Origin of the sequence: Pseudomonas sp. NC02 (assembly GCF_002874965.1) — a bacterium.
Classification (GTDB): domain Bacteria; phylum Pseudomonadota; class Gammaproteobacteria; order Pseudomonadales; family Pseudomonadaceae; genus Aquipseudomonas.
In genome coordinates this window covers 258,084-284,059 of sequence record NZ_CP025624.1, presented here as the reverse complement: position 1 = coordinate 284,059, position 25,976 = coordinate 258,084, and the positions used below count along the sequence as shown (strand labels likewise).

Below are 25,976 nucleotides of genomic sequence, written 5' to 3'. Positions count from 1 at the left end.
TCCGATTGTCTGTGTCGGATATCTTTTCTTACATGAGTGTTCTTTATGCCTCCATTGCCCTGGCACGCCATCGACACCGTCCTGCTGGACATGGACGGCACCTTGCTCGACCTGCACTTCGACAACCATTTCTGGATGGAGCACCTGCCCCAGCGCTATGCCGAGTTGCATGGTGTGAGCCGGGCCATGGCCGAGATGGAGCTGCAGCCGCTGTTCGAGCGTAACGCCGGACAGTTGCAATGGTATTGCCTGGATTTCTGGAGCGCCGAACTCAAGATCCCGGTGCGCGAGCTCAAGCTGGAAACCGCACACCTGATTGCCTTGCGCCCGGATGCCGACACCTTCCTGGCGGCGATCAAACAGGCGGGCAAGCGGGTGATCCTGATCACCAACGCCCATCGGGATTCGCTGTCGTTGAAGCTGGAACGCATCGAGTTGGCGCCTTATTTCGAGCGACTGATCAGCTCCCATGACTATGGTTTCGCCAAGGAAAACCCGCAGTTCTGGGACGCCCTGCACGCCGACATCGCCTTCGACCCGGCCCGCAGCCTGTTTATCGACGACACCTTGCCGATCCTGCGCAGCGCCCGGGATTTTGGCGTGGGGCACTTGCTGGCGGTGAAGGAACCGGACAGCCGGAAGGGGCCCAAGGACACGGCGGAGTTTGCAGCGGTTGAGGATTACCGGGACTTGATCGTAGGTTTGTAACAACGCTGAAGGTCCAATGTGGGAGCGGGCTTGCTCGCGAATACGGTGTGTCAGCCCTGAATATATTGACTGATCCACCGCTTTCGCGAGCAAGCCCGCTCCCACATTGGGTCCGCGGATTACTCAGGAATACGCAGCGTCTGCCCTGGGTAGATTTTGTCCGGATGGGACAGCAGCGGCTTGTTGGCCTCGAAGATTTTGTTGTACTGGTTGGCGTTGCCATACACCGCCAGCGAAATAGCGCTCAGGGTGTCGCCCTTTTTCACCACGACAAAGCGGGCCGCCGCGACAGCAGGACCGGAAACGGTGATCTGGTCATCAACACTCGCAACGCCGGCGATGTTGCCCAGCGCCAGCAATATCTTCTCTTTCTCTTCCTGGCTGGCGACTTCACCTGTCACGGTCACCTTGTCACCGTCGACGGTGGTTTGCACATTGGGGTTACCCAATCCAACCTTGGCCACGTGCTCTTTTAACTGCTCGCTCGCGTTGGCATTACCCGGTGTCAACAGGTCAATCAACTTCTCGCCTGCTTCCTTAACAAAGCTTAAAAGACTCATGGTGCGCTCTCCTTGGGATTTAATTTCCAGATGCCAAAGACTAGACCAGTCCTACAGAATTGGGTTCCAGCCTGACCAAAGACCCAAACACGCTAGAATCCCACCGCATTGGAATAAGCCCGGAGCGAAGATGGACATCAAACAGCTGAAATTCCTCATCGCCCTCGACGAAACCCGTCACTTCGGCCAGGCGGCGGCGCGCTGCCATATCACCCAGCCGACCCTGTCGATGCGCCTGCGCAGCCTGGAGGAAGAGCTGCAGTTGCCGCTGGTCAATCGCGGGCAGCGCTTCGAAGGCTTTACCGCCCCCGGCGAACGCGTGCTGGCCTGGGCACGCACGGTGCTGGCGGCCTATGACGGCTTGCAGGCCGAGGCCGCTGCGTGTCGCGGCAACCTGGTAGGCACGTTGCGCCTGGGGGTGGTGCCGTTGTCGAGCTTCGATCCGCTGGCGTTGATGCAGAAGCTGCACAAGGAACACCCCAGCCTGCGCTTTGAGTTGTCCGCGTTAAGCTCCGAGCAAATCCTTGAACAACTTGCCAGCAACCGCCTGGACCTCGGTGTGTCGTACCTCGAGCGCCTGGACGCCGAACGTTTCGACTCCCTGGCCCTGGGCGAAACCCGCATGGGCCTGCTGTACGACCAACGGTTCTTCAGCTTCGGCGACAAGCCCCTGAGTTGGGAGGCGCTGATCGAACTGCCCTTGGGCATGCTCACCAGCGGCATGCACTTTCGCCAGTCCATCGACCATAACTTCCACAGCCGTGGCCTCAACCCGCAGCCGCTGTTGCAGACCGATGCCGTCCATCAATTGTTACAAGCGGTGCACGGCGGCCTGTGTTGCGCGGTGATGCCACTGGACGGCGGCCTCGACGCCCTCACCGAGCACCTGCGCCTGCAACCCATTGAAGACGCTCACACTTTGGCTCGCCTGGGGTTAATCATGCGCCGCAGTGCACCCCGTTCGGCCTTGGCGGAAGCGTGTTTTGCGCTATATCAGAAATCGCTGATCGAGACTTGATCGACGGCATCTATCGGTAGATCAGTACTGACGATTAGACGCGACCCTTTGTCGCGCCTAGTCTTACAGCTGAATACTCCCGGTGGTAATGCCCAATGAACGCCCAGCGCCCAGTCTGCGCGGCGCCCGCCCTCGAAACGCCCGCGCCCGCCGCCAGCCAGAGCTACCAGTTTTGTAATCTCGAACACACCGAATCGGCCAGCACCGCGCTTGCCGAGGAAGTCGCGTTGGCGATTGCCTATAACGACATCAGCCAGGCGGTGATGCTGGTGACGCCGAACGACCTTGAAGACTTTATTGTCGGATTCAGCATCGGTAGCGGCATTATCGAAGACGTTAGCGACATTTATGACCTGAAAATCAGCGGTTCGGGCTCGACCCAATACGCTCAGGTGCAGATTTCCAGCCGCGCGTTCTGGAATATGAAGCAGCAGCGCCGGCAACTTGCCGGCACCAGTGGCTGTGGGCTGTGCGGCGTAGAAGCCGTGGAGCAGGCGCTGCCCAACCTCAAGGTGTTGCCCGGCGCGCCGTTGCCGCCTGCCGAATGGCTGGATGGCCTGCGCCAGCGCATCAGCGCGTTCCAACCGCTGGGCCAGTACAGCGGCGCGGTGCATGCGGCGGTGTTCATGAACAACCAGGGCGAATTGCTGCTGGGCCGTGAAGACATCGGCCGGCATAACGCCCTCGACAAGCTGATCGGTGCGCTGATCCGCCAAAAGATTCCGACCGACGGCGGCCTGGCGATTGTTACCAGTCGCTGCAGCCTCGAACTGATCCAGAAAGTCTTGCGTGCAGGCATCCAGACCCTGGTCAGCCTGTCGTCGCCCACCGGCCTGGCCCTGCAATGGGCTCGCCGGCACAACCTCAATCTCATCCACCTGCCGCAGAAAAGTGCGCCGCGGGTCTATAGCCCTGCGATGGAGAATCAAGCGTGAGTAATCATCATCAAGCCGACGACAAACCCACCCCGCGCTACAAGCCCTATAAAGGCCCGGCGGGTGGTTGGGGCGCACTGATCAGCGTGGCGCAAGCCTGGCTGACCAGCGACAACGCGCTGAAAAACATCCGCATGATGCTCAAGACCAACCAGAACGGCGGCTTCGACTGCCCGGGCTGCGCCTGGGGCGACTCGCCGGAAAGCGGCATGGTCAAGTTCTGCGAGAACGGCGCCAAGGCGGTCAACTGGGAAGCCACCAAGCGCCGGGTCGACGCGGCATTCTTCGCCAAGCACAGCGTCAGCGCGCTGCTGGAGCAGAGCGACTACTGGCTTGAGTACCAAGGCCGCCTGACCGAGCCGATGAGCTACGACGCCGAAACCGACCGTTACAAACCTATCAGTTGGGAATCGGCTTTCGACTTGATCGGCAAGCACCTCAATGCGCTGCCAAACCCGGACATGGCCGAGTTCTATACCTCGGGCCGGGCCAGCAACGAAGCGGCTTACCTGTATCAACTGTTTGTGCGCGCCTACGGCACCAACAACTTCCCGGACTGCTCGAACATGTGCCACGAAGCCAGCGGCGTCGCCCTGGCGCAAAGCGTGGGCGTGGGCAAAGGCACCGTGACCTTCGATGACTTCGAGCATGCGGATGCGATTTTCGTCTGGGGCCAGAACCCCGGCACCAACCACCCACGCATGCTGGAGCCACTGCGCGAAGCGGTAAAACGCGGCGCCCAGGTGGTGTGCATCAACCCGCTGAAAGAGCGTGGCCTGGAACGCTTCCAGCACCCGCAACACCCGCTGGAAATGCTCACCAACGGCGACAAGCCAACCAACACCGCCTACTTCCGCCCGGCGCTGGGAGGCGACATGGCCATCCTGCGGGGCATGGCCAAGTTCCTGCTGCTGTGGGAACGCCAGGCCCAGGCCGAAGGCAAGGAGGCCGTGTTCGACCACGACTTCCTCAACGAACACACCGCCAACGTGCTGGATTACCTGGGCAAGATCGACGACACCTCATGGGATGAAATCGTCGAGCAGTCCGGCCTGACCCTGGTGGAGATCGAGCAAGCGGCGCGCATGTACGCCAAAGGCAAGAACGTGATCATGTGCTGGGCGATGGGCATCACCCAGCATCGCCACTCGGTGCCGACCATCCAGGAAATCGCCAACCTGATGCTGCTGCGCGGCAACATCGGCCGCCCGGGCGCAGGCCTGTGCCCGGTGCGTGGCCACAGTAACGTGCAGGGCGACCGCACCATGGGCATCAACGAACGGCCACCGGTGGCGTTCCTCGATTCCCTGGAGCGTCGTTTCCAGTTCCAGGTGCCGCGCGATAACGGCCACAACGTGGTGGAAGCGATTCACGCCATGCTCGAAGGCCGCTCCAAGGTCTTTATCGGTTTGGGCGGCAACTTCGCCCAAGCCACGCCGGACAGCCCACGCACCTTTGAAGCACTGCGCAATTGCGACCTGACCGTACAGATCAGCACCAAGCTCAACCGCAGCCACCTGATGCATGGCAAGGACGCGCTGATCCTGCCATGCCTGGGCCGCACCGACATCGACATCCAGGCCGAAGGTCCGCAAGCCGTGACCGTTGAAGACTCATTCAGCATGGTCCACGCCTCCAACGGCCAACTGCAGCCGCTGTCGAAACAGATGAAATCCGAGCCTGCGATTCTGGCGGGCATTGCCGCCGCCACCCTGGGCAGCAAGCCGGTGGACTGGAACTGGCTGGTGGCCGATTACGACCGTATTCGCGACCTGATCGCCGACACCATTCCGGGCTTCAAGGACTTCAACGAGCGCCTGAAAAACCCGGGCGGTTTCTACCTGGGCAACTCGGCTGGCGCCCGTCGCTGGAACACCCCGTCGGGCCGCGCCAACTTCCGCCCGAACATCCTGCCCAAGGACCTGGTGCACGAACGCACCCGCAACACCGGGCAATTGCCGGACCTGATCATGCAGTCGATGCGCTCCCACGATCAGTACAACACCACCATCTATGGCCTGGACGACCGCTATCGTGGGGTCAAGGGCCAGCGGGATGTGTTGTTCGTCAATGAAGCCGACATCATCCGCCTGGGCTTCAAGCCGGGGCAGAAGGCTGACATCGTGTCGATCTGGGACGACGGCCGTGAGCGTCGGGTGAAGGGCTTTACCTTGCTGGCATTTGATATTCCGGCGGGGCAGGCTGCGGCTTATTACCCGGAAGTGAATCCGCTGGTGCCGCTGGAAAGCACGGGGGATGGCAGCCATACGCCAACGTCGAAGTTTGTAGCGATCCGCCTGGAAGCAGCGAGTGCAACCGGCTTGATCATGGCGAAGTCGGCCTAAGCGACACCTCATTGTGGCGAGGGAGCAAGCTCCCTCGCCACAGACAGCACCCGAGTTTCTTACGGGCACAAAAAAGGCCGCTTTTGCATAAAAGCGGCCGTTCCGAAGTAACTAAAGACTCGCAAAACTCACTTAAGTTCCTCATACAAAACAGTAACTTAGAGAATTGTATACAACCCATACCACTGGTCGGGTTTCGATTGTCACCGTCTCGATACAACCTCAGGATCGCGCCGTCATCCTCTTGAGGTTCCTCTATGAAGTTCTCCTCGATTCTCTTGTTGTCCCTTGGCCTGGTCAGTGGCGCAGCCATGGCCGGTGGCACCACCGAAGCCGGTGTGGGCGGCGCATTGGGCGGGGTTCTAGGTTCTGTCGTAGGTCAGCAGTTGGGCGGTAACACTGGTTCAGCCATCGGTGCGGCTCTTGGCGGCGCAGGCGGCAGTGCGGTGGGCGCAGACAAGCGCAGCCGCGGTGAAGCAGCCATTGGCGGCGCATTGGGCGCGGCCGGCGGCAACGTGGTGGGTCGCAGTGTCGGCGGCAGCACCGGCAGCCTGATCGGCGCAGCAGCCGGCGGTGGCGCCGGTGGTGCACTGGGCAACTACATGGGCAACAAGAGCGATGACGATGATCGTCGTTACCGTGGGCGCGATAACCGCCGTTATGACCGCGATGACCATCGCGGGCGCGGCCATGCTTATGGGCATCGCAAAAACAAGCATCACTATCGCCACCACCGGTAACGCGCGAATCGAAAGAACAACGCGGGTTTAATGTGGGAGCGGGCTTGCTCGCGAAGGCGTTGTATCAGCCGATACATCCGGCGACTGATCCACCGCCTTCGCGAGCAAGCCCGCTCCCACATTTGACTTTCATTGCTTCGCAGATCGTATTCAGATCACCAATCGCTGTAACGCCTCGCGCAACATCCCCGGGATCGTCACCGGCTGGTTCGACGCTCGATCCACAAACACATGCACAAACCTCCCCGCAGCACAGGCATCTTCTTCTCCCGCCTTGAACACCGCCAACTCATACTGCACCGAACTGTTGCCCAACTTGCCCACCCGCAGGCCGATCTCGATGCGGTCCGGAAAGGCAATCGAGGCGAAGTAGTCGCACGCCGAACTCACCACAAACCCAACCACTTCGCCGTCATGAATATCCAACCCGCCCTGCTCGATCAGGTAGGTATTCACCGCGGTGTCGAAGAAGCTGTAGTAGGTGACGTTATTCACATGGCCGTATACATCGTTGTCGTGCCAGCGCGTGATGATCGGCTGGAAGTGGCGGTAATCGGCGCGTTGTGGCATGGCGTTGGTCATCGGTAAAACCCGGGCAGGAGGAGGCTCTCTTGATACTGGGTTCAAGCACTACCCGCAAGCCTAGGTTGGGCTTTGCTCAATCGTTTGCTGGACGCACGCCATACGCTTGAGCGCTTGATCCGTCTCGGCCGATTGCTGCAGGCACTGGCGATAGGCGGTGATATAGGTCTCGACTGCAGCGCTGGCCTGCTGCGGCGTGACCCGCGCCAGATACTCCACGAACGAACGCCGGCCGATCTGGAAGTGTTGGTAATCCAGCGGAAAATCCCAATAACCACCCCAGGTCAAAAAACCGTGTTCGGCGAACAGGTCAATCACCTCTTCTGCCCGGCCAGGGCGCGCCGGCTTGCCGGGGCGGGCATCCAGGCGGTTAACAGCATTTGCGGTACTTGCCCTGGGCTCAACAGTGGCCTGGCCGGTGAATTCACCTCGCGGGTTACGCCCGAACAAAACGAATGGGTTTTGCAGAGGGTTAAGGTCGATTGCGGCGCCATAGGCGTGCAGCGACCACCCCGAAGCGCCACTGACCTGGCGCCCATTAAAACCACTGGTATTGTTGCGGGCCATCGAGACCTTGTCGTTGCCTCGATAGGTTTCCAGCCTGACCGCCTGATGCACCGGGAACCGACGTTGCAGCAACTGCCTGAAGATCTCCTCCACATGGGGTGCGATGGCATCCAGCACCACGAGCTGCCCGTTGTTATGCAGCACTCCGCCAAAGTCCACATAGCTGAACGTCACCCGCGCCAGGCGTGCGCAGGGCAATGGATTGGCGGCGGTGATAGTGTTGCGAAGCTGCATCTGCCGACAGTCATTCACGCTCAACGGGATGACCGAGGCCAGCGTGCCTTGTGCCACCAGCAACCCGGCGAACAGCAAGACGCCGGGGACAACACCACGAGAAAAACCAAAAGCCATGGGCAATTCCTTTGCAGAAGAAGTGAAGCGTCAAACCTTCTCACGTGCGGGCACGGTCCGGCTGTCGGCGGCGTCTGCCACTGGAAGGGAAAGCGCGACCCTCCAGACCGGAAATCAGAGTGCCTCCAACCCTGCCTCCGCCCATTCACGAACCTCTGCATAGGGATACTCCTCCAGTACCGCGAAACCTGGAATCCCTCGTGCCTTCAGCTTGGTAAACAACGGCACGCTGAGACCGCATAAAAACCGTGTCAGCCGCTCCGCGCTTGGCAAGTCGCCGCTGTACTCATGGTGGCTGTGGATAAATTCACCGCACAGCGCGAGAAAGTTTTTATCCACAAGCGGCGGCAAGTTCGGCGGCGCCGGCAAGTGGGCGACGTTACCGTGGCACACCGAGCAGTGCCCGCACTGCCGGGGCGCGTTTTCATCGCCGAAATAGTGCGCCAGGCGGTAACCCAGGCACTCCTGTGTCGCGAACAGATCCAGCATGGCGTGAATTCGCGCCACCTCCGTCACCTCATGCTGCTTGAAGCCTGTGTATAACTCCGTGCTCAGCGCCTGTGGATCGAAGTCGGTATTCAGCAGGGCGTAAACCTCGGTCATCTGCCGGCTTTCCATCTCGATCAGGCCTTGTTCCTGAAAGTAATCCAGGGCCTTCACCACCCGGCTGCGCTCGGCCTGGTGCTGTTGATACAGCGCGTCGAAGTCCACCGTCGCCCAGGTTTTCGCCCGTTTGCAGACCTGGATAATCGCTGCGACAAACTGCTGCCGCTCGCCGGTAAAACGCGCCAGCAATGCCTCTGGTTCAATCAAATACTTGAAGCGGTATTCGGCATAAAACGCGTAGCGCGGCGCAATCACACCCTTGAGTTCAAGCTGCACGAGCAAGGTCTTCAGCGGTAGTTCACGGATGTTGCTGTGGTCCGACAGTGAGCGGAGCATAAACTCCCACTGTCCATCGGCACGGACCGCCTGTATTTCCTCCAGGACTCGGCGAATACCTTCCTGTTCCGGCGTATCGCCGTACACAAAGTTTTCCAGGATATTCAGGCTGTCGCGGTTGGCCAGAACCAGACACTCAGACGGCTGCCCGTCACGCCCGGCACGGCCGATTTCCTGGCTGTAGTTCTCGATGGATTTGGGCAGGTCGAAGTGCACCACGTTGCGGATATCGCTTTTGTCGATGCCCATGCCGAAGGCAATGGTGGCGACGATGCAGTTGGACTGACCGCCCATGAATCGCTTCTGAATGGCCTCCCGCTTATCGTGAGCCAGGCCCGCGTGATAAGCCTCGGCCTGGATTCCATTGCGATTCAAATGCTCGGCAATCTGCTCCGCGGTTTTTTGCAGCGTTACGTAGACGATGCTTGGCTGATTGGCTCGCTCCTGCATCCACGTCACCAGCCGTCGTCGCTTGTCCTGGCCACTGACGGGCTCAACCAGCAGGTTGAGGTTGGAGCGATAGAAGCCGGTGGTGATCACATCGTCAGGTGCAATGGCGAACTTGGCCTGCATGTCAGCGATCACCTTGGGCGTCGCCGTGGCGGTCAGCAGCAGCGCCTGGGGGATGCGGAACTGGCGTTGGTAATCCGGCAGCTTCAGGTAGTCCGGGCGAAAGTTATGGCCCCATTCGGAAATGCAGTGAGCCTCATCCACCACCAGCAGCGAGATCGGCACGCTTTGCAGGAAGTTGCGAAAGCGCTCGTTCTTCAAGCGCTCCACGGAAACCATCAGGATCTTCAGCTCGCCCGAACGCGCCCGGGCCATGACGTCATTGGCATCATCGCGGCTCTGGGCCGAGTCGATGCTGCCCGCCGAGATACCGTGGCGCTGCAGGAAACCCAACTGGTCCTGCATCAGCGCCAGCAACGGCGACACCACCAGCGTCAGGTGCGGCAGCAACACGGCGGAAAGTTGATAACACAGGGACTTGCCGGAACCGGTGGGAAAAATCGCCGCCGCCGAACGGCCGGCCAGCACGGCACTGACCACCGCCTCCTGGCCCAAACGAAACTGTGGATAACCAAAGACCTGTTGGAGGGTGTTGTGCATAAGCTGTCACTCCATTGACCGCTGAACGAGCCCAAAACATAGACCAGCGCATTCAGCGAATCGAGAAAGGTCGCAAGGAAAAAAGAGTCTGGATGATACACAGCCTGGGAAGTGGAGTAGGCACCCGTAAGAATCGTTCCAACCTTACGCGGGACGCATCTCGAAACTCATTGCGCTACAATCAACCTTCGCACCGAGAGGACGCTGTCATGGCCGAACTGACGTTTGAGCAAAAGCAGGATCACTACGACAAGATCCGTCGTTCCAACTACCTCGCCAGCCTGCGCCTGGAAGGGTTCGACACCCAGCCCGCCGACGTCGACAAACCCCTGCCGACCCGCGAAGCCGTCCTCGCCAAGTACCGCAACACCCCACGCTGATGCTCGACAAATATGGCGTGGGCCAGGACCCGTACTGCTACCCCGGTAGCAGCGTCCTGCGTAACCGCCTCGATTTGTTCGACGAAGAACGCCTGCACCAGGCCGAGCGGGAACTGTCTGAAATCGCTGTCGGCAGCCTTCCGCTGTATCCCCCGCCCTACGACCTGGAACGCCTGCAACACATCCACCGCACCCTGTTCGCAGACATTTACGAATGGGCCGGGGAACTGCGTACGGTCAACATCCAGAAAGGCGACACGCTGTTCTGCACACCGGAGCGTATCCCGCCTGAGGCGAGCAAGATCATCCAGCACATGGCGCAGGCGAACTGGTTTGTCGGGGTGACGCAGGCAGAGTTGGTGACGCAAATTGCCGAGGCCTATGGCGACCTCAACGTGATCCACCCGTTTCGCGAAGGGAACGGCCGGGCGCAGCGGATTCTGTTCGAGCAGATCATCGTGAATGCCGGGTTTTCGGTGAATTGGTGGCTGGTGAAGAATGCGGCGTGGATACCGGCGAACATCGATGCGGTGGCGTGTGATTATCGGGGGTTGGAGGCGATTTTCGAGCGGTGTATCAGCACCCCGCGCTAGCCCCGATCGTTCCCTACGCTCCGCGTGGGAATGCCGCCAGGGACGCTCCGCGTCCCGTCATCCGCGCACGACCCAAGCCATGAACACTGGTGACGCGGAGCGTCACGGGATGCATTCCCACGCGGAGCGTGGGAACGATCAAATGTGGGAGCTGGCTTGCCTGCGATAGCGGAGTGTCAGACAACACCTTTACCACTGAAACACCGCCATCGCGGGCAAGCCCGCCTCCCACATTTGACCAGTTTCGTTTGAAGGATCGCGGTGCCATCGATAAAGTCGGTCGCCTCCACCCACTCTCGCGTAACCACCATGAACCTGGCCCCCAACTTCCCCGAAGACATCGCGATGCAGCAGCTCCTGCAACTGCTGCATGAAGAAATTGGCCTGCCCGAACATAAGACGTTGCGCCTTGAAACCGCCATCAACCTCGAACTGGGCTGCGACGGCACCGAAGCCAATCAATTGATGGAAGCTCTGGAGCAAGACTTCGCTGTCGACTTGAACGACTACGACGCTTATCGTTATTTCCAACCTCCCGTCTTCGATGTCTTCCTGAAGCACAGAGCCAAAGGCCGCGGCGACAAAATCCCGCTGACCATCGGCATGCTTTACCTGGCTATCAAGGCCCAACGCTGGGACACGCAAGCCCTGGAAAACCGGGCGAACAAAAAACCTTAATTTGATACACCGCAGCCTTCAAAAAATAACAAGGACCTTACATGGACGTACTAATGGGCCTGCTGGCCGCCCTGCTCTGGGGCGGCACGGACTTCCTCGTGGGCCTCAACGCCCGAGCTGTCGGCGTCAAACGCGCGGTGTACTTCGGCCAGGCGCTGGGCTTCCTGATCATGACCCTGCTGCTGGTCATATTCCCGGCTTTCCTCGTCAAATCCCTCGCGGCGCCTTTGAGTGTGTGGCTCCTGGGAGCCGCAGCAGCCCTGCTGACCGTCTCCGGCGCCCTTGCGCTGTCCAAGGCCTTCTCGCTGGGCAAAGCGGCGATTGTCGCGCCGCTGGTGACGTCCTACGGTGTCGTGACTACTTTGCTGTCATGGGCCAGCGGCGAACACATCAGCCTGATCCAACTCGGCTGCATCGCTCTCTGCGTAATTGGCGTGATCCTGTCCAGCATTCACAAGGACAATGGCATCCCTCACAACAGCTCCAGCCGCTCAATCGCCTACGCGATGCTCGCAGCGTTGCTCTACGGCACAAGCTTTTGGGTGCAGGGCCGCTACACCCTGCCGACGCTTGGCCCGGTCACGATGCTTTGGCTTGGGTATTTGGTTGGCCTGTGCGTCCTGGTGTTGATGGTGCTTAAGATCAAAGACGGCCTGAAAATCCCACCGCTGAAAAACTGCGCAACGCTGACCAGCGCGAGCCTGATGAACCTGGGTGGGTTCTCGGCGTTCTCGTGGGGTGCAATGGCGGGGTCGGTTTCCGTGGTGACAGTGATCAGCACCCTGTCCGGTGGGATCGCCGCGATTCTGGGGTTTGTGTTTTTCAAGGAGCGGCTGTCAGCGGTGCAAGTGACCGGTGTGGTGCTGGTGTTAGTGGGAGCCGTGGTTCTGCACCTCGTCGACTGATCCTTCGCCCACAAAAAAGCCGCCCACTAGGGGCGGCTTTTTCACAACGGCCGAATCTTACAACTTCGGACCCGCAGCCTTGATCGCATCGCTCACTTCAAACTTCTTGAAGTTCTCGATGAACAGACCCGCCAGCGCTTTCGCCGCTTCATCGTAGGCAGCCTTGTCAGCCCAGGTGTTACGTGGGTTCAACAGGCCAGTCTCGACGCCCGGTACGGCCAATGGCACGTCCAGGTTGATGGTGTCCAGGTGCTCGGTCTCGGCACCAATCAACGCACCGCTCTGGATCGCTGCAATCACGCCACGGGTGGTCGGGATGTTGAAGCGCTTGCCAACGCCGTAGCCGCCGCCGGTCCAGCCGGTGTTGACCAGGTAGACCTTGGAGCCGAAGCCGCGCACGCGCTTGATCAGCAGTTCTGCGTATTCACCAGCCGGGCGTGGGAAGAATGGCGCGCCGAAGCAGGTGGAGAAGGTCGACTTGATGCCGCCGCCCGAACCCATTTCGGTCGAGCCCACCAGGGCGGTGTAGCCGGACAGGAAGTGGTAGGCCGCTTGTTCTTCGCTGAGGATCGACACGGGCGGCAGTACGCCGGTCAGGTCGCAGGTCAGGAAGATCACAGCGTTTGGCTCGCCACCGAGGTTTTTCTCGGAACGCTTGGCCACGTGCTCCAGCGGGTAGGCGGCGCGGCTGTTCTGGGTCAGGCTGACGTTGGTGTAGTCGGCGTGCTTGGCATCGTCGATCACCACGTTTTCGAGCACGGTGCCGTGCTTGATGGCTTTCCAGATCACCGGCTCGTTCTTCTCGGACAGGTCGATGCACTTGGCATAGCAACCGCCTTCGATGTTGAACACCACACCTTCGCCCCAGCCGTGTTCGTCGTCGCCGATCAGGTAGCGGCTTTCGTCGGCGGACAGGGTGGTTTTACCGGTGCCCGACAGACCGAAGAACAGGGTCACGTCGCCGGCTTCGCCGATGTTGGCGGCGCAGTGCATCGGCAGCACGTCGGAGGCCGGCAGCAGGAAGTTCTGCACCGAGAACATGGCTTTTTTCATCTCACCGGCGTAACGCATGCCGGCGATCAGGACTTTTTTCTGGGCGAAGTTGAGGATCACGCAACCGTCGGAGTTGGTGCCGTCACGCTCTGGCACGCATTCGAAGTTGGCCACGTTGAGCACTTGCCACTCTTCACGACCGGCCGGGTTGTACTGGGCCGGGTTGATGAACAGGCAACGACCGAACAGGTTCTGCCAGGCAGTCTGGGTGGTCATTTTCACGGCCAGGTAGTGGTCTTCTGCAGCCCCTACGTGAACGTGGGAAACGAAATGCTCTTGCGCGTTGTTGAATGCCTCGACGCGAGCCCACAGGGCATCGAACTTGTCGGCCGGGAACTTGCGGTTGATCGGGCCCCAGGCAATGGCAGCCTGGGTGGAAGGCTCTTCAACGATGAAGCGGTCGACTGGCGAACGGCCGGTACGGTGACCGGTTTCTACGACCAGCGCACCGGTATCGGCAAGCACGCCTTCACCGCGCTGCAGGGCTTCTTTGACCAGATCGTCAACACTCAGATCGGTGTATACGGCGTTATTGGCTTGCGTCATGAGGTTCCCCGTCGGCCAGTGGCCGAGTGCTCCAAACGTTTTGTAGTAGAAAGTTGCGCACTACTACCGCGAAAAAAGTGGGCCGGATTATGCCAGAAAAGCCCAAAAAGAGTAGGGCCCTCCGGTCAGAACGGCGGAAATCCGGCGTTTGTCAGGTGATTTACCTGTGCTTAAACGTTTTAGTGGCGGGTGCCTGAAGGGGTATCTACGCCCGCGCCGGCGAATAATTGAGCAATATCGGCAGCGTCGAACAGGTAGCGCTGGTTGCAGAACTGGCAGTCGATCTCGATGTTGCCACCGTGTTCCACCACCAGGTCCTGCGCGTCTTCCAGGCCCAGGCTGACCAGGGCCGTGGCCGAGCGTTCGCGGGAGCAGCTGCAGTGGAAGCGCAGGGACTGCACGTCGAACAGGCGCACGGCCTCTTCGTGGTAGAGGCGGTGCAGGATGGTTTCGTTATCCAGGCCCAGCAACTCTTCGGCTTTCAGGGTGCCGGCCAGGGCGGTGATGTGGGCCCAGCTGTCGGCGCGGTCTTCTTCGTCCTTGATGCGGTCGGCCGGCAGTTGTTGCAGCAGCAGGCCACGGGCGCGCTTGCCGTCGGCGTTGAGCCAGAAGCGGGTGCCCACTTGCTGGGACATCACGAAATAATTGGTGAAGCAGTCGGACAGGGTTTCGCCATCGAGGTCGACGATGCCCTGGTAACGCTGGCCTACCGTCGGATCGACGGTCAGGGCCAGCACGCCGTCTGGCATCAGGTCAGCCAGGGTCGCATCGGCGGCGATGCGGTCCGCGTCGTAGCGGGCCAGCCCACGGATTTCGCGCTCGCTGGAGCATTCGATCATCAGCAGCGGGATCGGGCCTTCGGAGCGGGCCTGCAGGATCAGCAAACCATCGAACTTCAGGGTGCCCACCAGCAGCGAGGCAGCCGCCATCAGCTCGCCGAGCAATTGCGCGACCGGCTCCGGATAGGGGTGCTTGGCGAGGACTTCGGCATAGCTGCGCTCCAGGGCGACCAGTTCGCCGCGGGCGTCGCTGTCGTCGAAGATGAAGCGTTGGGTGAAGTCGGTATCCGGTAGATCAGTCATAGGTCTGGGTATCTGAATTGATGACAAAAAGATGACAAGGTTTATAGAATTACACGCTTTAGCACCGTTTTGGTGCGGCCTTCTGTGGGAAAACGAAGCGCTTCAAAGCAAAGAGGAAACAGTTTATGAACAATCCGGGTTTGTTCCAAGCCAGGTGGGACCTCGGGCGATTGGCCCTGTGTAATTTACTCGCTGTGGGGCTGCTGTGTTTTTGGCTCTGGCCGGCGGGCCAGGCGCTCTGCACGGTTTTCGACGAGTGGCTGTTTCATCTGCTCAATGACCCGCTGGCAAGCAGCTCCGCGTGGCTGCATGTGTGGGCGGTGGCCAGTTTGCGGCCGTTTGACGCGGTGGTCGGGGTGATTCTGCTGACGCTGTTGATCCGTGGCGACTGGGTGTTCAAGGCGATTGAAGTGCGCCAGGCGTTTTTCGGCTTCCTGGGCATTCTGCTGCTGTTGCTGTTTATCCGCATGCTGTTTTCCAAGCTGGCAGCGCAGATGGGCTGGCAACACCATAGCCCGTCGATGGTGATCAGCGGCGCGATTCAGATGAGCGACTATTTCCCGGGCCTGGAGAAGACATGGGAGTTGAAGGACCGCTCCAGCCAGAGCTTCCCGGGGGATCATGCATCGGTATTGCTGATCTGGGGCATGTTCATGACCGTGTTTGCCAAGCGGATCGGGCAGGTGCTGGTGATCTGGGGCTTGGCGCTGCTGTTCATGATGCCGCGGCTGGTAGCCGGTGCGCATTGGGGGCAGGACGATTATATCGGTGGGGTGTTGCTGGCGCTGTTGGCGTTGGGCTGGGGTTACTACACGCCCTTTGCAGCGAAGGTTTCGCGGGGGCTGGTGCGAGTGACGGGCCCGGTGTTTGAATTGTTTCGGCGAGTACCGCTGGTTAAGCGCTTGAGCGTGATTCGCAGCGTTTGAGTTGAAATAGCAGGAGCCGACCTGGCTCCTGCGGTCTGCCGATTAATCATCATTGCCACTGCCGCGAAACTTGAACAGGTCGCGCCGCTGCTTCTTGCTTGGCTTGCCGTCGGTGGTCATGCCCAGGGAGCCGGCCTTGCGCATGGCCGCCGCGTTTTCGCGCTTGGCGATGCTGGCTTCGGTCTCGGTATACAACGCCTGCGCCTCGGGAGCGCCCCTTCGCACAATTGAAAGCGCCTGGACCACGACGGTTCGTTCATCAAACCCGGCACGGATCTGAAACTCATCGCCGATGCGTGGCTCCTTGCCGGGCTTGCAACGCTCGCCGCGCCAATGCACCTTGCCACTCTCGATCGCCGCCTTGGCCAAGGCACGGGTCTTGAAGAAACGCGCCGCCCACAACCACTTGTCCAAACGGACTTTTTCTTCCTCTTCCTGCTTCTGAGCCACTTGAATTCCTCGCTCTGAAAAATGTCGCAACTTTACCGTTGAAACCCTTCAACGCATAAACCCTTGAGCTCACCTAAGATACGCCAGGTAGCATCCTGTTTTCGCGAGGTTAACGTGTGACCGACTTTCCCATTTCACTGACCTCGCCCAAACAAGCCTGTGCGGGCTGCCAGCAAAGTGAGCCGCTGGGCTTTGAGTTCGCCTTTGCGTATCAGCCTATCGTGGACCTGCGTGACCAGTCGATCTTTGCCCATGAAGCCTTGGTGCGCGGCGTGAATGGTGAGGGCGCGATGTCGGTGCTGGATCAGGTCAACGACAGCAATCGCTACCGTTTCGACCAGCAATGCCGCACCCGCGCGATCGCCACCGCTTCGACACTCAACATGCAGACGCACCTTTCAATCAACTTCATGCCCAATGCGGTCTATCGACCAGAACTGTGCATCCGCAGCACCCTGGAGGCGGCCCGGGCGCATAATTTTCCGTTGGATCGGCTGATTTTCGAGACCCTGGAAAGCGAGCATGTAGATAACTATCGCCATTTGACGAATATTCTGCGTGAATACCGCGAATTCGGCTTCAAGACCGCCATCGACGATTTCGGGGCGGGCTATTCGGGGCTGAATCTGCTGGCCGATTTCCAACCTGACCTGATCAAACTCGACATGGCGCTGATCCGCGATGTCGACCGTGATCGTGTCCGTCAGGTGATCGTCCGGGGGATTGTCACAATCTGTGAGCAGTTGGGCGTTATTGTCATCGCCGAGGGCATCGAAAGCGCCGGCGAGCGGGACTTTCTCGCCGACTGTGGAATATTTCTGATGCAGGGCTACTGGTTCGCCAAGCCTGCATTCAAAGCCCTGGCCGAGGTATCACCCGCCGCCTGGGCGAATTAATTGCCGGTTATTCATATTGAAGACATTTGACCATTTGACCGTTGTGGGTCTGCGTGAGTGGGTGGCACTTCCCGACTTGGGAGTGGCAGGCCTGCGCGCCAAGATCGACACCGGCGCCAGTACCTCAAGCCTGCATGCCACCGAGATCGAGCCATTTGAGCGCGACGGTGCAAAGTGGGTGCGCTTCACCGCGCACCTGGGCAGCGTGGTGCAACTGCGTCACCGGCGCTGCGAAGCACCGCTGGTGGCGATGAAAACCATTAAAAGCTCCAACGGCCAGGCCCAGGTGCGGTATGTGATCAGCACCACCCTGGCCCTGGGCGATCGGGTATGGCGGGTGGAATTCACCCTCGCCTGCCGCAAGGCCATGCGTTACCGCCTGTTGCTGGGCTCCAAGGCCCTGATTGACGGCCAACTGGTGGTCAGTCCCGGCGTCAAATACGTTCAAGACAAGCCGGTGTTCCCGGTCTCTACTACCTCTGCCACAGGTGCTGCATGAAGATCGCTGTGCTGTCGCGTAACCCGCGTCTGTATTCCACCCGTCGCCTGGTCGAGGCCGGCACCGAACGTGGCCATGAGATGGTGGTGATCGATACGTTGCGCGCCTATATGAACATTGCCAGTCATAAGCCGCAGATCCACTACCGGGGCAAACCGCTGGAAGGCTTCGATGCGGTGATCCCGCGTATCGGTGCTTCCGTGACGTTCTATGGCTGCGCGGTACTGCGCCAGTTTGAAATGATGGGGGTGTCTCCCCTCAATGAATCGGTGGCTATCGCCCGTTCGCGGGACAAGCTGCGCTCGCTGCAGTTGCTGTCGCGCCGTGGCATTGGCTTGCCGGTCACCGGCTTTGCGCACTCCCCGGATGACATTCCCGACCTGATCGAGATGGTCAACGGCGCGCCGCTGGTGATCAAGGTGCTGGAAGGCACCCAGGGCATCGGCGTGGTGCTGTGTGAAACCGCGACTGCGGCCGAGTCGGTGATCGAGGCGTTCATGGGCCTCAAGCAGAACATCATGGTGCAGGAGTACATCAAGGAAGCCGGCGGTGCGGATATCCGCTGCTTCGTGGTGGGCGACAAGGTGATTGCCGCGATGAAGCGCCAGGCCAAGCCGGGTGAGTTTCGGTCCAACCTGCACCGTGGCGGCAGTGCCAGCCTGATCAAGATCACCCCGGAAGAACGCATGACCGCACTGCGGGCAGCCAAGGTCATGGGGTTGAGCGTGGCGGGTGTGGATATATTGCGCTCCAACCACGGGCCGCTGGTGATGGAGGTGAACTCGTCACCGGGCCTGGAAGGAATTGAGACCACCACCGGCAAGGATGTGGCGGGGATCATCATTCAGCATCTGGAGAAGAGTGGTGGGCCGAATATGACCAGGACCAAAGGCAAAGGTTGAGGACACCCAACCTGTAAAGCACCGCAAAACCAGTGTGGGAGCGGGCTTGCTCGCGAAGGCAGTGGATCAGTCGACATTTCTATGGACTGACCCACCGCCTTCGCGAGCAAGCCCGCTCCCACATTTAGACCGCGTCCCTGGGCAACATCAGCCCCAACGGCAAGCGCACTCGCGCTTCCAGGCCGCCATCCGGCCGGTTGCGCAATTCGACATTGCCGCCATGCATTGAAGCAATCCGCCGCACAATCGCCAGCCCCAGGCCCGTGCCTTTGCCACCCCGGGCACGGTCGCCGCGGGTGAACGGGTTGAAGATACCTTCCAGTTCCGCCGGATCGATACCGGCCCCACGGTCCATGACACTCAGCACCACGTAAGGCGCACTGGTATCCCCGGAAACGTAGGCTGCTACTTCCACATCGGAACCAGCGTGATGCAGCGCGTTACCAATCAGGTTATTCAGCAGGCGCTTCATCGAAACCCGACGCAACGCGAACGGCTGGATCGGCTCCAGGCGCATGCGCACCTGCTCGCCATTCTGGTTGTAGGGCGCCACCACCTCGCGAACCAGGTCCGTCAGGTCGACCTCTTCCACCACCTCGTCCCTGCCATCGCGGATAAACGCCAGGAACTGGTCGAGAATCGCGTCCATGTCCTCGATGTCTCGAACCATGTCGTCGGTAAGGTCGGTGTGGTTACCCATCAGTTCCAGGGAAAGCCGCAATCGCGTCAGCGGCGTGCGCAGGTCATGGGACACCCCCGCCAGCATCAGCTCGCGCTCGCGCCCCGCCTGTTCGACATCCTCGGCCATCTGGTTGAACGCGCTGTACACCTCGGTCATTTCACTCGGCGTATCGCTGATGGGCAGGCGCACACTGCGGCCCTGGCCCAGCTGGCGTGCCGCAAACACCAGGCGCTTGAGCGGCTGGTTGAGCTGGCGCACGAAAATCCAGGCAGACGCGGTGGAAAGCAAGCCAATCGCCAGGAACCAGCCCAGCACGTTCCAGATCTTCTGCCCCCGCAAGGGATGCGGATACAGCGGCACTTTCAGCCAGTCCTCCCCCAGGCTCGGCGCTCGCACCCACAGCGCCGGCGACACATGCATGCGCAGCCGCACCTCGGTGTCTTCACCCAGTTCGGCCTGCATCTGGCGCTGGTAGATTTCGCTGTAGGGCCAATGTTGCTCGCCCTCGGGCACGCCCGCGCCCGCGACCCGGACCAGGGTAGCGGCCTTGGCGATCTTCTCGCGGTTCTCGGGGTCTGCGGCCCAGTAGGCGCGCAAGGTCAGCGCGACACCGTGGCTGTACTGCCGGTCCACCAGCACGTCTTCGTTCATCAACAGATAAACCAGTGTCAGGGCCTTGGAAAACAGTACGACGATGAGCACCAGCCAAAGGGTGCGTGAGAAGAAACTCTGCGGGAACCACAACGGGGTTTTCATAAAAGACAGCTGGACACCTTGCAGGAGCGAGCCAAGCTCGCAGAATTGCAAACGCCGGGCAACCGGCTGACTCTTATCGAGTCATCACCGGCACGCCCGCCTCTGCAAATCATCGGTCACTTGGTTGCAGTGCCATCCGGCACAAACACGTAACCCACACCCCACACCGTCTGGATATAACGCGGCTTGGATGGATCGGGCTCGATCATCCGGCGCAGACGGGAGATCTGTACGTCGATGGAGCGCTCGAGGGCGTCCCACTCGCGGCCACGGGCTAGGTTCATCAGCTTGTCGCGGGTCAGCGGCTGGCGAGCGTTCATCACCAGTGCCTTGAGCACGGCGAATTCGCCGGTGGTCAGCATGTGCACTTCATCGCCACGCTTGAGCTCACGGGTGGCCAGCGACAGCTCGTAGTCACCGAAGGTCACGCTTTCGTCTTCGCTGCCTGGGGCACCCGGTACCGGGGCGGCCTGGCGACGCAGTACGGCCTTGACCCGTGCCATCAGCTCGTCCGGGTTGAACGGCTTGGCCAGGTAATCGTCGGCGCCCAGTTCCAGGCCCTTGATGCGGCTCAGCTCATCGCCCTTGGCGGTCAGCATGATGATCGGGATCTGATTGTTGGCGCCGCGCAGGCGTTTGCAGGCGGTCAGGCCGTCTTCGCCGGGCAGCATCAGGTCCAGCACCACCAGGTTGAAGACTTCACGTCCCAACAGGCGGTCCATCTGTTCGGTGTTTGGCACCGCGCGGGCACGGTAGCCCTTGGAGTTGAAGAAACGCTCCAGCAGGCTGCTCAGCCCCGGATCGTCATCAACGATGAGAATTTTTTCGCCTTCAGCAGTTTGTGCAGTGCTGCTCATTAGATGCTCCTCTTATCTCGGCGCGCATTATGGCGTAGCTGCCGTTATACGCACCGTGTGCATTGTTAGCAGATTTTTCCTCTACCGCCAGCGAACCCGCGCCCTACAACCTTGGCGGCAATCCCCCCAAGGGCAGAACGCTGGTTATAATGCGGCGCCTTTGTGCAGGGCAACGTCAGTTCGTTACCGTTTACTGCCAGGGGATTTTTTTCACCCGCTTGTAGTGATTTTTTCGATTTCGAGGGTCAATAGGCTGCCTCTTGACCCAGGCAGCGGCGCCAGACGGGCCGCTCAACCAGCCTCGCGAGCCTTGTTTTCCGGGCCTGCGAGCCTGCTTTCAGAATTTCAGGTGGTTTTATGGACAGCATCAACAGCCGCATCGCCGAGGAACTCGGCGTACGCCCACAACAGGTCGAAGCGGCCGTCGCTCTACTGGATGAAGGCTCCACAGTGCCCTTCATCGCCCGTTACCGTAAAGAAGTCACCGGCAGCCTCGATGATATCCAGTTGCGGCATCTGGAAGAGCGCCTGCGCTACCTGCGAGAACTCGACGAACGGCGTATCAGCATCCTCGCCAGCATCGAAGAGCAAGGCAAGCTGACCCCGCAGCTGGAACGCGACATCAAGCTCGCCGACACCAAGACCCGCCTCGAAGACTTGTACCTGCCGTACAAGCAGAAGCGCCGCACCAAGGGCCAGATCGCCCTGGAAGCCGGCCTCGGCGAGCTGGCCGACGGTCTGTTCAACGACCCGTCCCTGGCCCCGGAAACCGAAGCTGCACGCTTTGTCGATGCCGAAAAAGGCGTGGCCGACGTCAAGGCCGCCCTCGAAGGCGCCAAGTACATCCTCATGGAGCGCTTCGCCGAAGACGCCAACCTGCTGGAAAAACTGCGCAACTACCTGAAGCAGGAAGCCACCCTGAGTGCCCGCGTGATCGCCGGCAAGGAAGAGGAAGGCGCCAAGTTCCGCGATTATTTCGAACACGACGAGCCGCTGAAAAGCATGCCGTCCCACCGTGCACTGGCGATTTTCCGCGGCCGCAACGAAGGCATCCTGAGCTCCGCGCTGAAAGTCGGCGACGAGCTGCCAGGCACCATGCACCCGTGCGAAGGCATGATCGGTCAACAGTTCGGCATCCAGAATCAGAATCGTCCTGCGGACAAGTGGCTCAGTGAGGTCGTGCGCTGGACCTGGAAGGTCAAGCTCTACACCCACCTCGAAACCGACCTGCTGGGCGAGTTGCGCGACGGCGCCGAAACCGAAGCCATCAGCGTATTCGCCCACAACCTGCACGACCTGCTGCTGGCCGCACCCGCCGGCCCACGCGCAACCCTGGGCCTCGACCCGGGCCTGCGCACCGGCTGCAAGGTTGCCGTGGTCGACGCCACCGGCAAGCTGCTGGATCACGCCACGGTTTACCCCCACGTGCCGCACAACAAGTGGGACCAGACCATCGCCATCCTGGCCGCCCTGTGCGCCAAGCACTCGGTGGACCTGATTGCCATCGGCAACGGCACCGCCAGCCGTGAAACCGACAAGCTGGCCGCCGAGCTGATCAAAAAATACCCAGGCATGCAGATGACCAAGGTGATGGTCTCCGAGGCCGGCGCTTCGGTGTACTCCGCGTCTGAACTGGCTTCCAAGGAATTCCCGGACCTCGACGTGTCGATCCGTGGCGCCGTGTCCATTGCTCGCCGCCTGCAGGACCCACTGGCGGAGCTGGTGAAGATCGACCCGAAATCCATCGGCGTCGGCCAGTACCAGCACGACGTGTCGCAGCTGAAACTGGCTCGCGGCCTGGACGCCGTGGTTGAAGACTGCGTGAACGCCGTGGGCGTGGACGTAAACACCGCTTCGGTTGCGCTGCTGGCCCGCATCTCCGGCCTCAACGCCACCCTGGCGCAGAACATCGTGACCCACCGCGACGAAAACGGTGCGTTCAAGACCCGTGCAGCGCTGAAAAAAGTCGCACGCCTTGGCGAAAAAACCTTCGAGCAAGCCGCCGGCTTCCTGCGCGTCATGAACGGTGACAACCCGCTGGATTCCTCGGCTGTCCACCCGGAAGCCTACCCGCTGGTACAACGCATTGCCGCTGAAACCGACCGCGACATCCGCTCGCTGATCGGCGACGCCGCGTTCCTCAAGCGCCTCGACCCGAAGAAGTACACCGACGAAACCTTCGGCGTGCCGACCATCACCGACATCCTGCAAGAGCTGGAAAAACCTGGCCGCGACCCGCGTCCCGAGTTCAAGACCGCCGAATTCCAGGAAGGCGTCGAAGACCTCAAGGACCTGCAACTGGGGATGATCCTCGAAGGCGTGGTGACCAACGTGACCAACTTCGGCGCGTTTGTGGATATCGGCGTGCATCAGGACGGTTTGGTGCACATCTCTGCGCTTTCGGAGAAGTTCATCAAGGACCCGCGTGAAGCGGTGAAAGCCGGTGATGTGGTCAAGGTCAAGGTCATGGAAGTCGACATCCCGCGCAAACGCGTCGGCCTGTCGATGCGCATGAGCGACACCCCGGGCGAGAAAATCGACGGTGCCCGCGGCGCACGCCCGGGCTCGGCGCCACGCCAGTCCCAAGGCGCCGCCCCCCGCAAGGAAACCGCTGCGCCAGCCCCGGCCAACAACGCCATGGCTTCGCTGTTCGCCAACGCCAAACAACTGAAGAAACGTTAATGGAACTGCCAGCCGGCTTGACCCACAGCGCTTTCAGCGAACTCATTGGCTGCCGCCTGCAGCGCCTGGAAACCGGTGTTGCCGAGGTGGCCTTGACCCTGGAACCGCAGTTGCGCAACCGCGCTGGCAAGCTCCATGGCGGGGCGATCTTCAGCCTGGTGGACATTGCCATGGGGCTGGCGTGTTCCAGCTCCCATGGTTTCGACCAGCAGAGCGCGACCATCGAATGCAAGATCAACTACATCCGCGCCGTTTCCGACGGCGATGTGCTGTGCACCGCCCGAGTGATTCACCCGGGTCGGCGCACGCTGGTGGTCGAGGCGGACGTGTACCAGGACGAAAAACTGGTCGCAAAAGCACAAGGCACCTTCGCTGTCCTATAGCTCCCTGTCATCGATTTGAGTTAATTTCGGCGCTTCGAAAGTTGCGCCGAACTTTTCCTCGTGCGCGATGGCCAGATTCAGGGACGAGGGCGGCTCTTTCAGAGTGGGTCAATCCGGCTCAAAAACCAGGCGATAACGCCAGTTTCCACTTCACCCTTGTAGACCGTCCTGACCACCCCCATATTGGGGCGACTGACGCGTGAAGGAATCCAACTTGAGCGAACTTCTCAACCGCCGCCTGGCCCTGCTCGGCAAGCACGAACACCTCTCTTTGCTCGAGCAATGCCTGCACGGCATCGAGCGCGAATGCCTGCGCGTCACCGGTGAAGGCCGACTGGCACAAACGCCGCATCCCGAGGCCCTGGGCGCTGCACTGACCCACGAACAGATCACCACCGACTATTCCGAGTCGCTGCTTGAATTCATCACGCCGGCGTTGCCCAACCCGGCCGATACCCTGAGCAGCCTCGACAAGATCCACCGTTTTGCCTACAGCAAGCTCGGCAGCGAGTACCTGTGGAGTCCATCGATGCCGTGCCCGTTGCCGGCCGAGGAAGATATTCCGATTGCCTACTACGGCACCTCCAACATCGGACAGCTCAAGTACGTGTATCGCAAGGGCCTGGCCCTGCGGTACGGCAAGACCATGCAGTGCATCGCCGGGATCCACTACAACTTTTCCCTGCCGGAAGACCTCTGGCCGTTGCTCAAGGAAGCCGAAGGCTTTGTGGGCACCGACCGGGATTACCAGTCCACGGCCTATATCGCGCTGATCCGTAACTTCCGCCGCTACAGCTGGCTGCTGATGTACCTGTTCGGCGCCTCGCCGGCCCTGGACGCGGGTTTCCTGCGCGGTCGTTCGCACCAGCTCGAAGTGCTGGACGCCGACACCCTGTACCTGCCGTACGCCACCAGCCTGCGCATGAGCGACCTGGGTTACCAGAGCAACGCCCAGGCCGGCCTGACGCCGTGCTACAACGACCTGGCGAGCTACACCGACAGCCTGCGCGAAGCTGTGGCAACGCCCTACGCACCGTACGTCGAAGTCGGTACCCATAAGGACGGTGAGTGGGTTCAGCTCAACACCAACATCCTGCAGATCGAAAACGAGTACTACTCCAACATCCGGCCCAAGCGCGTGACCTACACCGGCGAACGGCCGATCCAGGCGCTGATGGCCCGTGGCATCCAGTACATCGAAGTGCGTTGCCTGGACATCAACCCGTTCCTGCCGATGGGCATCGACTTGCAAGAGTCGCGCTTCCTCGATGCGTTCCTGCTGTATTGCGCGCTGAATGACAGCCCGCTGTTCGCCGACAATGAGTGCGGCAACGCCACCTCCAACTTCCTCAGCGTGGTCAAGGAAGGCCGCCGTCCGGGCCTGCAATTGCAGCGCCGTGGCGAATCGGTGGACATGAAGGAATGGGCGGCAGAGCTGCTGGAGCAGATTGCTCCGCTGGCGGCGATGCTGGACCAGAGCCAGGGCATCAATGAACACAGCCAGGCGCTGGACGCGCAGCTGGCGAAGGTCAAGGATTCGTCCCTGACCCCGTCGGCCCAGGTGCTGGCGGCGATGAGCGAGCGTAAAGAGAGCTTTGCGCAGTTCTCGCTGCATCAGAGCCAGGTGCATGCGGAGTACTTCCGCAGCGAGCCGTTGAAGGCAGAGGAACAGGCACGCTTTGAAGAGCTGGCGCGCAGTTCGCTGGCGCAGCAGGCGGAGCTTGAGCAGAACGAAGTGGGTGATTTTGACGTGTTTGTCGGGTCGTACCAGGCGAGCATCCTCGCTATCAGCAACTAAAAGCCTGACACAGACCCCTGTGGGAGCGGGCTTGCTCGCGAAAGCGTTGT

Annotated in this window: 25 protein-coding genes; 16 read left to right on the top strand and 9 right to left on the bottom strand. The window is 60.6% G+C overall.

Translation table 11 applies throughout. The features are described from left to right. Positions 1-45: 45 nt before the first annotated feature. Positions 46-708, top strand: coding sequence for a GMP/IMP nucleotidase (gene yrfG / locus C0058_RS01340; protein WP_102367897.1), 663 nt, complete (start codon positions 46-48; stop codon positions 706-708). Positions 709-827: 119 nt separating this feature from the next. Here the strand turns inward: yrfG and lysM are convergent, their stop codons facing one another. Beyond that, the gene (lysM, locus tag C0058_RS01335) at positions 828-1,268 is read right to left on the bottom strand and encodes a peptidoglycan-binding protein LysM (protein WP_003213215.1); all 441 of its coding nucleotides are present in this window, start codon (positions 1,266-1,268) and stop codon (positions 828-830) included. Between the two features lie 130 nt (positions 1,269-1,398). On the opposite strand from lysM, the gene C0058_RS01330 reads away from it, so the two are divergent. The 4 genes from C0058_RS01330 (at position 1,399) to C0058_RS01315 (ending at position 6,306) form a co-directional block, all read left to right on the top strand. Then, positions 1,399-2,286 (top strand): LysR family transcriptional regulator, encoded by an 888-nt coding sequence (locus C0058_RS01330; protein ID WP_003213213.1) that lies wholly within the window; start codon positions 1,399-1,401, stop codon positions 2,284-2,286. 95 nt (positions 2,287-2,381) lie between these two features. Beyond that, the gene (gene fdhD, locus C0058_RS01325) at positions 2,382-3,221 is read left to right on the top strand and encodes a formate dehydrogenase accessory sulfurtransferase FdhD (RefSeq protein ID WP_102367896.1); all 840 of its coding nucleotides are present in this window, start codon (positions 2,382-2,384) and stop codon (positions 3,219-3,221) included. Next, positions 3,218-5,566: an FdhF/YdeP family oxidoreductase gene (locus C0058_RS01320; protein ID WP_102367895.1), complete on the top strand. Its 2,349-nt coding sequence runs from the start codon at positions 3,218-3,220 to the stop codon at positions 5,564-5,566. The genes fdhD and C0058_RS01320 overlap by 4 nt, the downstream gene beginning before the upstream one ends. Positions 5,567-5,823: 257 nt before the next feature. Continuing rightward, the gene (locus C0058_RS01315) at positions 5,824-6,306 is read left to right on the top strand and encodes a glycine zipper domain-containing protein (RefSeq protein WP_008435777.1); all 483 of its coding nucleotides are present in this window, start codon (positions 5,824-5,826) and stop codon (positions 6,304-6,306) included. A gap of 150 nt (positions 6,307-6,456) precedes the next feature. Here C0058_RS01315 and C0058_RS01310 read toward each other — a convergent pair whose 3' ends face one another. The 3 genes from C0058_RS01310 to C0058_RS01300 all read right to left on the bottom strand — a co-directional run bounded on the left by C0058_RS01310 (position 6,457) and on the right by C0058_RS01300 (position 9,858). After that, the gene (locus C0058_RS01310; protein WP_003213207.1) at positions 6,457-6,888 is read right to left on the bottom strand and encodes a thioesterase family protein; all 432 of its coding nucleotides are present in this window, start codon (positions 6,886-6,888) and stop codon (positions 6,457-6,459) included. A 60-nt stretch (positions 6,889-6,948) separates the two neighbouring features. Then, the gene (locus C0058_RS01305; protein ID WP_003213205.1) at positions 6,949-7,806 is read right to left on the bottom strand and encodes a M15 family metallopeptidase; all 858 of its coding nucleotides are present in this window, start codon (positions 7,804-7,806) and stop codon (positions 6,949-6,951) included. 114 nt (positions 7,807-7,920) lie between these two features. After that, complete coding sequence (locus C0058_RS01300) at positions 7,921-9,858, bottom strand: ATP-dependent DNA helicase RecQ (RefSeq protein WP_102367894.1); 1,938 nt, start codon at positions 9,856-9,858, stop codon at positions 7,921-7,923. 209 nt (positions 9,859-10,067) lie between these two features. On the opposite strand from C0058_RS01300, the gene C0058_RS01295 reads away from it, so the two are divergent. The 4 genes from C0058_RS01295 to C0058_RS01280 all read left to right on the top strand — a co-directional run bounded on the left by C0058_RS01295 (position 10,068) and on the right by C0058_RS01280 (position 12,414). Further along, positions 10,068-10,238, top strand: coding sequence for a YhfG family protein (locus tag C0058_RS01295; protein WP_003213201.1), 171 nt, complete (start codon positions 10,068-10,070; stop codon positions 10,236-10,238). After that, entirely contained in the window at positions 10,238-10,831 is a 594-nt protein-coding gene (locus C0058_RS01290) for a putative adenosine monophosphate-protein transferase Fic (RefSeq protein WP_003213199.1), read from the top strand. The genes C0058_RS01295 and C0058_RS01290 overlap by 1 nt, the downstream gene beginning before the upstream one ends. A 309-nt stretch (positions 10,832-11,140) precedes the next feature. After that, a complete protein-coding gene (locus C0058_RS01285) occupies positions 11,141-11,509 on the top strand; it encodes a DUF1493 family protein (RefSeq protein WP_102367893.1) in 369 nt (122 codons plus the stop codon). A 53-nt stretch (positions 11,510-11,562) separates the two neighbouring features. Next, complete coding sequence (locus C0058_RS01280) at positions 11,563-12,414, top strand: DMT family transporter (protein WP_102367892.1); 852 nt, start codon at positions 11,563-11,565, stop codon at positions 12,412-12,414. 57 nt (positions 12,415-12,471) lie between these two features. Here the strand turns inward: C0058_RS01280 and C0058_RS01275 are convergent, their stop codons facing one another. Together C0058_RS01275 and hslO are read right to left on the bottom strand one after the other, a co-directional pair. Continuing rightward, the gene (locus C0058_RS01275) at positions 12,472-14,013 is read right to left on the bottom strand and encodes a phosphoenolpyruvate carboxykinase (protein WP_003213191.1); all 1,542 of its coding nucleotides are present in this window, start codon (positions 14,011-14,013) and stop codon (positions 12,472-12,474) included. 179 nt (positions 14,014-14,192) lie between these two features. Then, positions 14,193-15,095 carry an Hsp33 family molecular chaperone HslO gene (hslO, locus tag C0058_RS01270; RefSeq protein ID WP_102367891.1) on the bottom strand — a complete coding sequence of 301 codons (903 nt, stop codon included), beginning with the start codon at positions 15,093-15,095 and terminating at the stop codon, positions 14,193-14,195. 125 nt (positions 15,096-15,220) lie between these two features. Here hslO and C0058_RS01265 point away from each other — a divergent pair, with 125 nt between their 5' ends. Next, positions 15,221-16,021 (top strand): phosphatase PAP2 family protein, encoded by an 801-nt coding sequence (locus tag C0058_RS01265; protein ID WP_003213187.1) that lies wholly within the window; start codon positions 15,221-15,223, stop codon positions 16,019-16,021. Positions 16,022-16,063: 42 nt separating this feature from the next. Here C0058_RS01265 and C0058_RS01260 read toward each other — a convergent pair whose 3' ends face one another. Further along, the gene (locus tag C0058_RS01260) at positions 16,064-16,471 is read right to left on the bottom strand and encodes an RNA-binding S4 domain-containing protein (protein ID WP_003213184.1); all 408 of its coding nucleotides are present in this window, start codon (positions 16,469-16,471) and stop codon (positions 16,064-16,066) included. 116 nt (positions 16,472-16,587) lie between these two features. Here C0058_RS01260 and C0058_RS01255 point away from each other — a divergent pair, with 116 nt between their 5' ends. From C0058_RS01255 to rimK, 3 genes are read left to right on the top strand one after another with little or no spacing between them, the layout of a single operon-like run. Further along, entirely contained in the window at positions 16,588-17,367 is a 780-nt protein-coding gene (locus C0058_RS01255) for an EAL domain-containing protein (protein WP_102367890.1), read from the top strand. Positions 17,368-17,401: 34 nt separating this feature from the next. Beyond that, positions 17,402-17,866, top strand: coding sequence for an ATP-dependent zinc protease (locus C0058_RS01250; RefSeq protein ID WP_371132397.1), 465 nt, complete (start codon positions 17,402-17,404; stop codon positions 17,864-17,866). After that, the gene (gene rimK / locus C0058_RS01245; RefSeq protein WP_003213178.1) at positions 17,863-18,768 is read left to right on the top strand and encodes a 30S ribosomal protein S6--L-glutamate ligase; all 906 of its coding nucleotides are present in this window, start codon (positions 17,863-17,865) and stop codon (positions 18,766-18,768) included. Before C0058_RS01250 ends, rimK begins: the two co-directional genes overlap by 4 nt. A 124-nt stretch (positions 18,769-18,892) precedes the next feature. Here the strand turns inward: rimK and C0058_RS01240 are convergent, their stop codons facing one another. Together C0058_RS01240 and ompR are read right to left on the bottom strand one after the other, a co-directional pair. Then, entirely contained in the window at positions 18,893-20,206 is a 1,314-nt protein-coding gene (locus C0058_RS01240) for an ATP-binding protein (protein ID WP_003213176.1), read from the bottom strand. Positions 20,207-20,322: 116 nt separating this feature from the next. After that, positions 20,323-21,063 (bottom strand): two-component system response regulator OmpR, encoded by a 741-nt coding sequence (ompR, locus tag C0058_RS01235; RefSeq protein WP_003213175.1) that lies wholly within the window; start codon positions 21,061-21,063, stop codon positions 20,323-20,325. A gap of 357 nt (positions 21,064-21,420) precedes the next feature. On the opposite strand from ompR, the gene C0058_RS01230 reads away from it, so the two are divergent. The 3 genes from C0058_RS01230 to gshA all read left to right on the top strand — a co-directional run bounded on the left by C0058_RS01230 (position 21,421) and on the right by gshA (position 25,926). After that, a complete protein-coding gene (locus C0058_RS01230; protein WP_102367889.1) occupies positions 21,421-23,745 on the top strand; it encodes a Tex family protein in 2,325 nt (774 codons plus the stop codon). After that, the gene (locus tag C0058_RS01225; RefSeq protein WP_003213170.1) at positions 23,745-24,128 is read left to right on the top strand and encodes a PaaI family thioesterase; all 384 of its coding nucleotides are present in this window, start codon (positions 23,745-23,747) and stop codon (positions 24,126-24,128) included. Before C0058_RS01230 ends, C0058_RS01225 begins: the two co-directional genes overlap by 1 nt. Before the next feature lie 214 nt (positions 24,129-24,342). Then, positions 24,343-25,926 carry a glutamate--cysteine ligase gene (gshA, locus tag C0058_RS01220; RefSeq protein ID WP_008435798.1) on the top strand — a complete coding sequence of 528 codons (1,584 nt, stop codon included), beginning with the start codon at positions 24,343-24,345 and terminating at the stop codon, positions 25,924-25,926. Positions 25,927-25,976: the final 50 nt, after the last annotated feature.

Coding starts and splice junctions, on each gene's coding strand:
- yrfG (WP_102367897.1), top strand. CDS start 46: ATGCCTCCATTGCCCTGGCACGCCATCGACACCGTCCTGCTGGACATG.
- lysM (WP_003213215.1), bottom strand. CDS start 1,268: ATGAGTCTTTTAAGCTTTGTTAAGGAAGCAGGCGAGAAGTTGATTGAC.
- C0058_RS01330 (WP_003213213.1), top strand. CDS start 1,399: ATGGACATCAAACAGCTGAAATTCCTCATCGCCCTCGACGAAACCCGT.
- fdhD (WP_102367896.1), top strand. CDS start 2,382: ATGAACGCCCAGCGCCCAGTCTGCGCGGCGCCCGCCCTCGAAACGCCC.
- C0058_RS01315 (WP_008435777.1), top strand. CDS start 5,824: ATGAAGTTCTCCTCGATTCTCTTGTTGTCCCTTGGCCTGGTCAGTGGC.
- C0058_RS01310 (WP_003213207.1), bottom strand. CDS start 6,888: ATGACCAACGCCATGCCACAACGCGCCGATTACCGCCACTTCCAGCCG.
- C0058_RS01305 (WP_003213205.1), bottom strand. CDS start 7,806: ATGGCTTTTGGTTTTTCTCGTGGTGTTGTCCCCGGCGTCTTGCTGTTC.
- C0058_RS01300 (WP_102367894.1), bottom strand. CDS start 9,858: ATGCACAACACCCTCCAACAGGTCTTTGGTTATCCACAGTTTCGTTTG.
- C0058_RS01295 (WP_003213201.1), top strand. CDS start 10,068: ATGGCCGAACTGACGTTTGAGCAAAAGCAGGATCACTACGACAAGATC.
- C0058_RS01290 (WP_003213199.1), top strand. CDS start 10,238: ATGCTCGACAAATATGGCGTGGGCCAGGACCCGTACTGCTACCCCGGT.
- C0058_RS01285 (WP_102367893.1), top strand. CDS start 11,141: ATGAACCTGGCCCCCAACTTCCCCGAAGACATCGCGATGCAGCAGCTC.
- C0058_RS01280 (WP_102367892.1), top strand. CDS start 11,563: ATGGGCCTGCTGGCCGCCCTGCTCTGGGGCGGCACGGACTTCCTCGTG.
- C0058_RS01275 (WP_003213191.1), bottom strand. CDS start 14,013: ATGACGCAAGCCAATAACGCCGTATACACCGATCTGAGTGTTGACGAT.
- hslO (WP_102367891.1), bottom strand. CDS start 15,095: ATGACTGATCTACCGGATACCGACTTCACCCAACGCTTCATCTTCGAC.
- C0058_RS01265 (WP_003213187.1), top strand. CDS start 15,221: ATGAACAATCCGGGTTTGTTCCAAGCCAGGTGGGACCTCGGGCGATTG.
- rimK (WP_003213178.1), top strand. CDS start 17,863: ATGAAGATCGCTGTGCTGTCGCGTAACCCGCGTCTGTATTCCACCCGT.
- C0058_RS01240 (WP_003213176.1), bottom strand. CDS start 20,206: ATGAAAACCCCGTTGTGGTTCCCGCAGAGTTTCTTCTCACGCACCCTT.
- ompR (WP_003213175.1), bottom strand. CDS start 21,063: ATGAGCAGCACTGCACAAACTGCTGAAGGCGAAAAAATTCTCATCGTT.
- C0058_RS01230 (WP_102367889.1), top strand. CDS start 21,421: ATGGACAGCATCAACAGCCGCATCGCCGAGGAACTCGGCGTACGCCCA.
- C0058_RS01225 (WP_003213170.1), top strand. CDS start 23,745: ATGGAACTGCCAGCCGGCTTGACCCACAGCGCTTTCAGCGAACTCATT.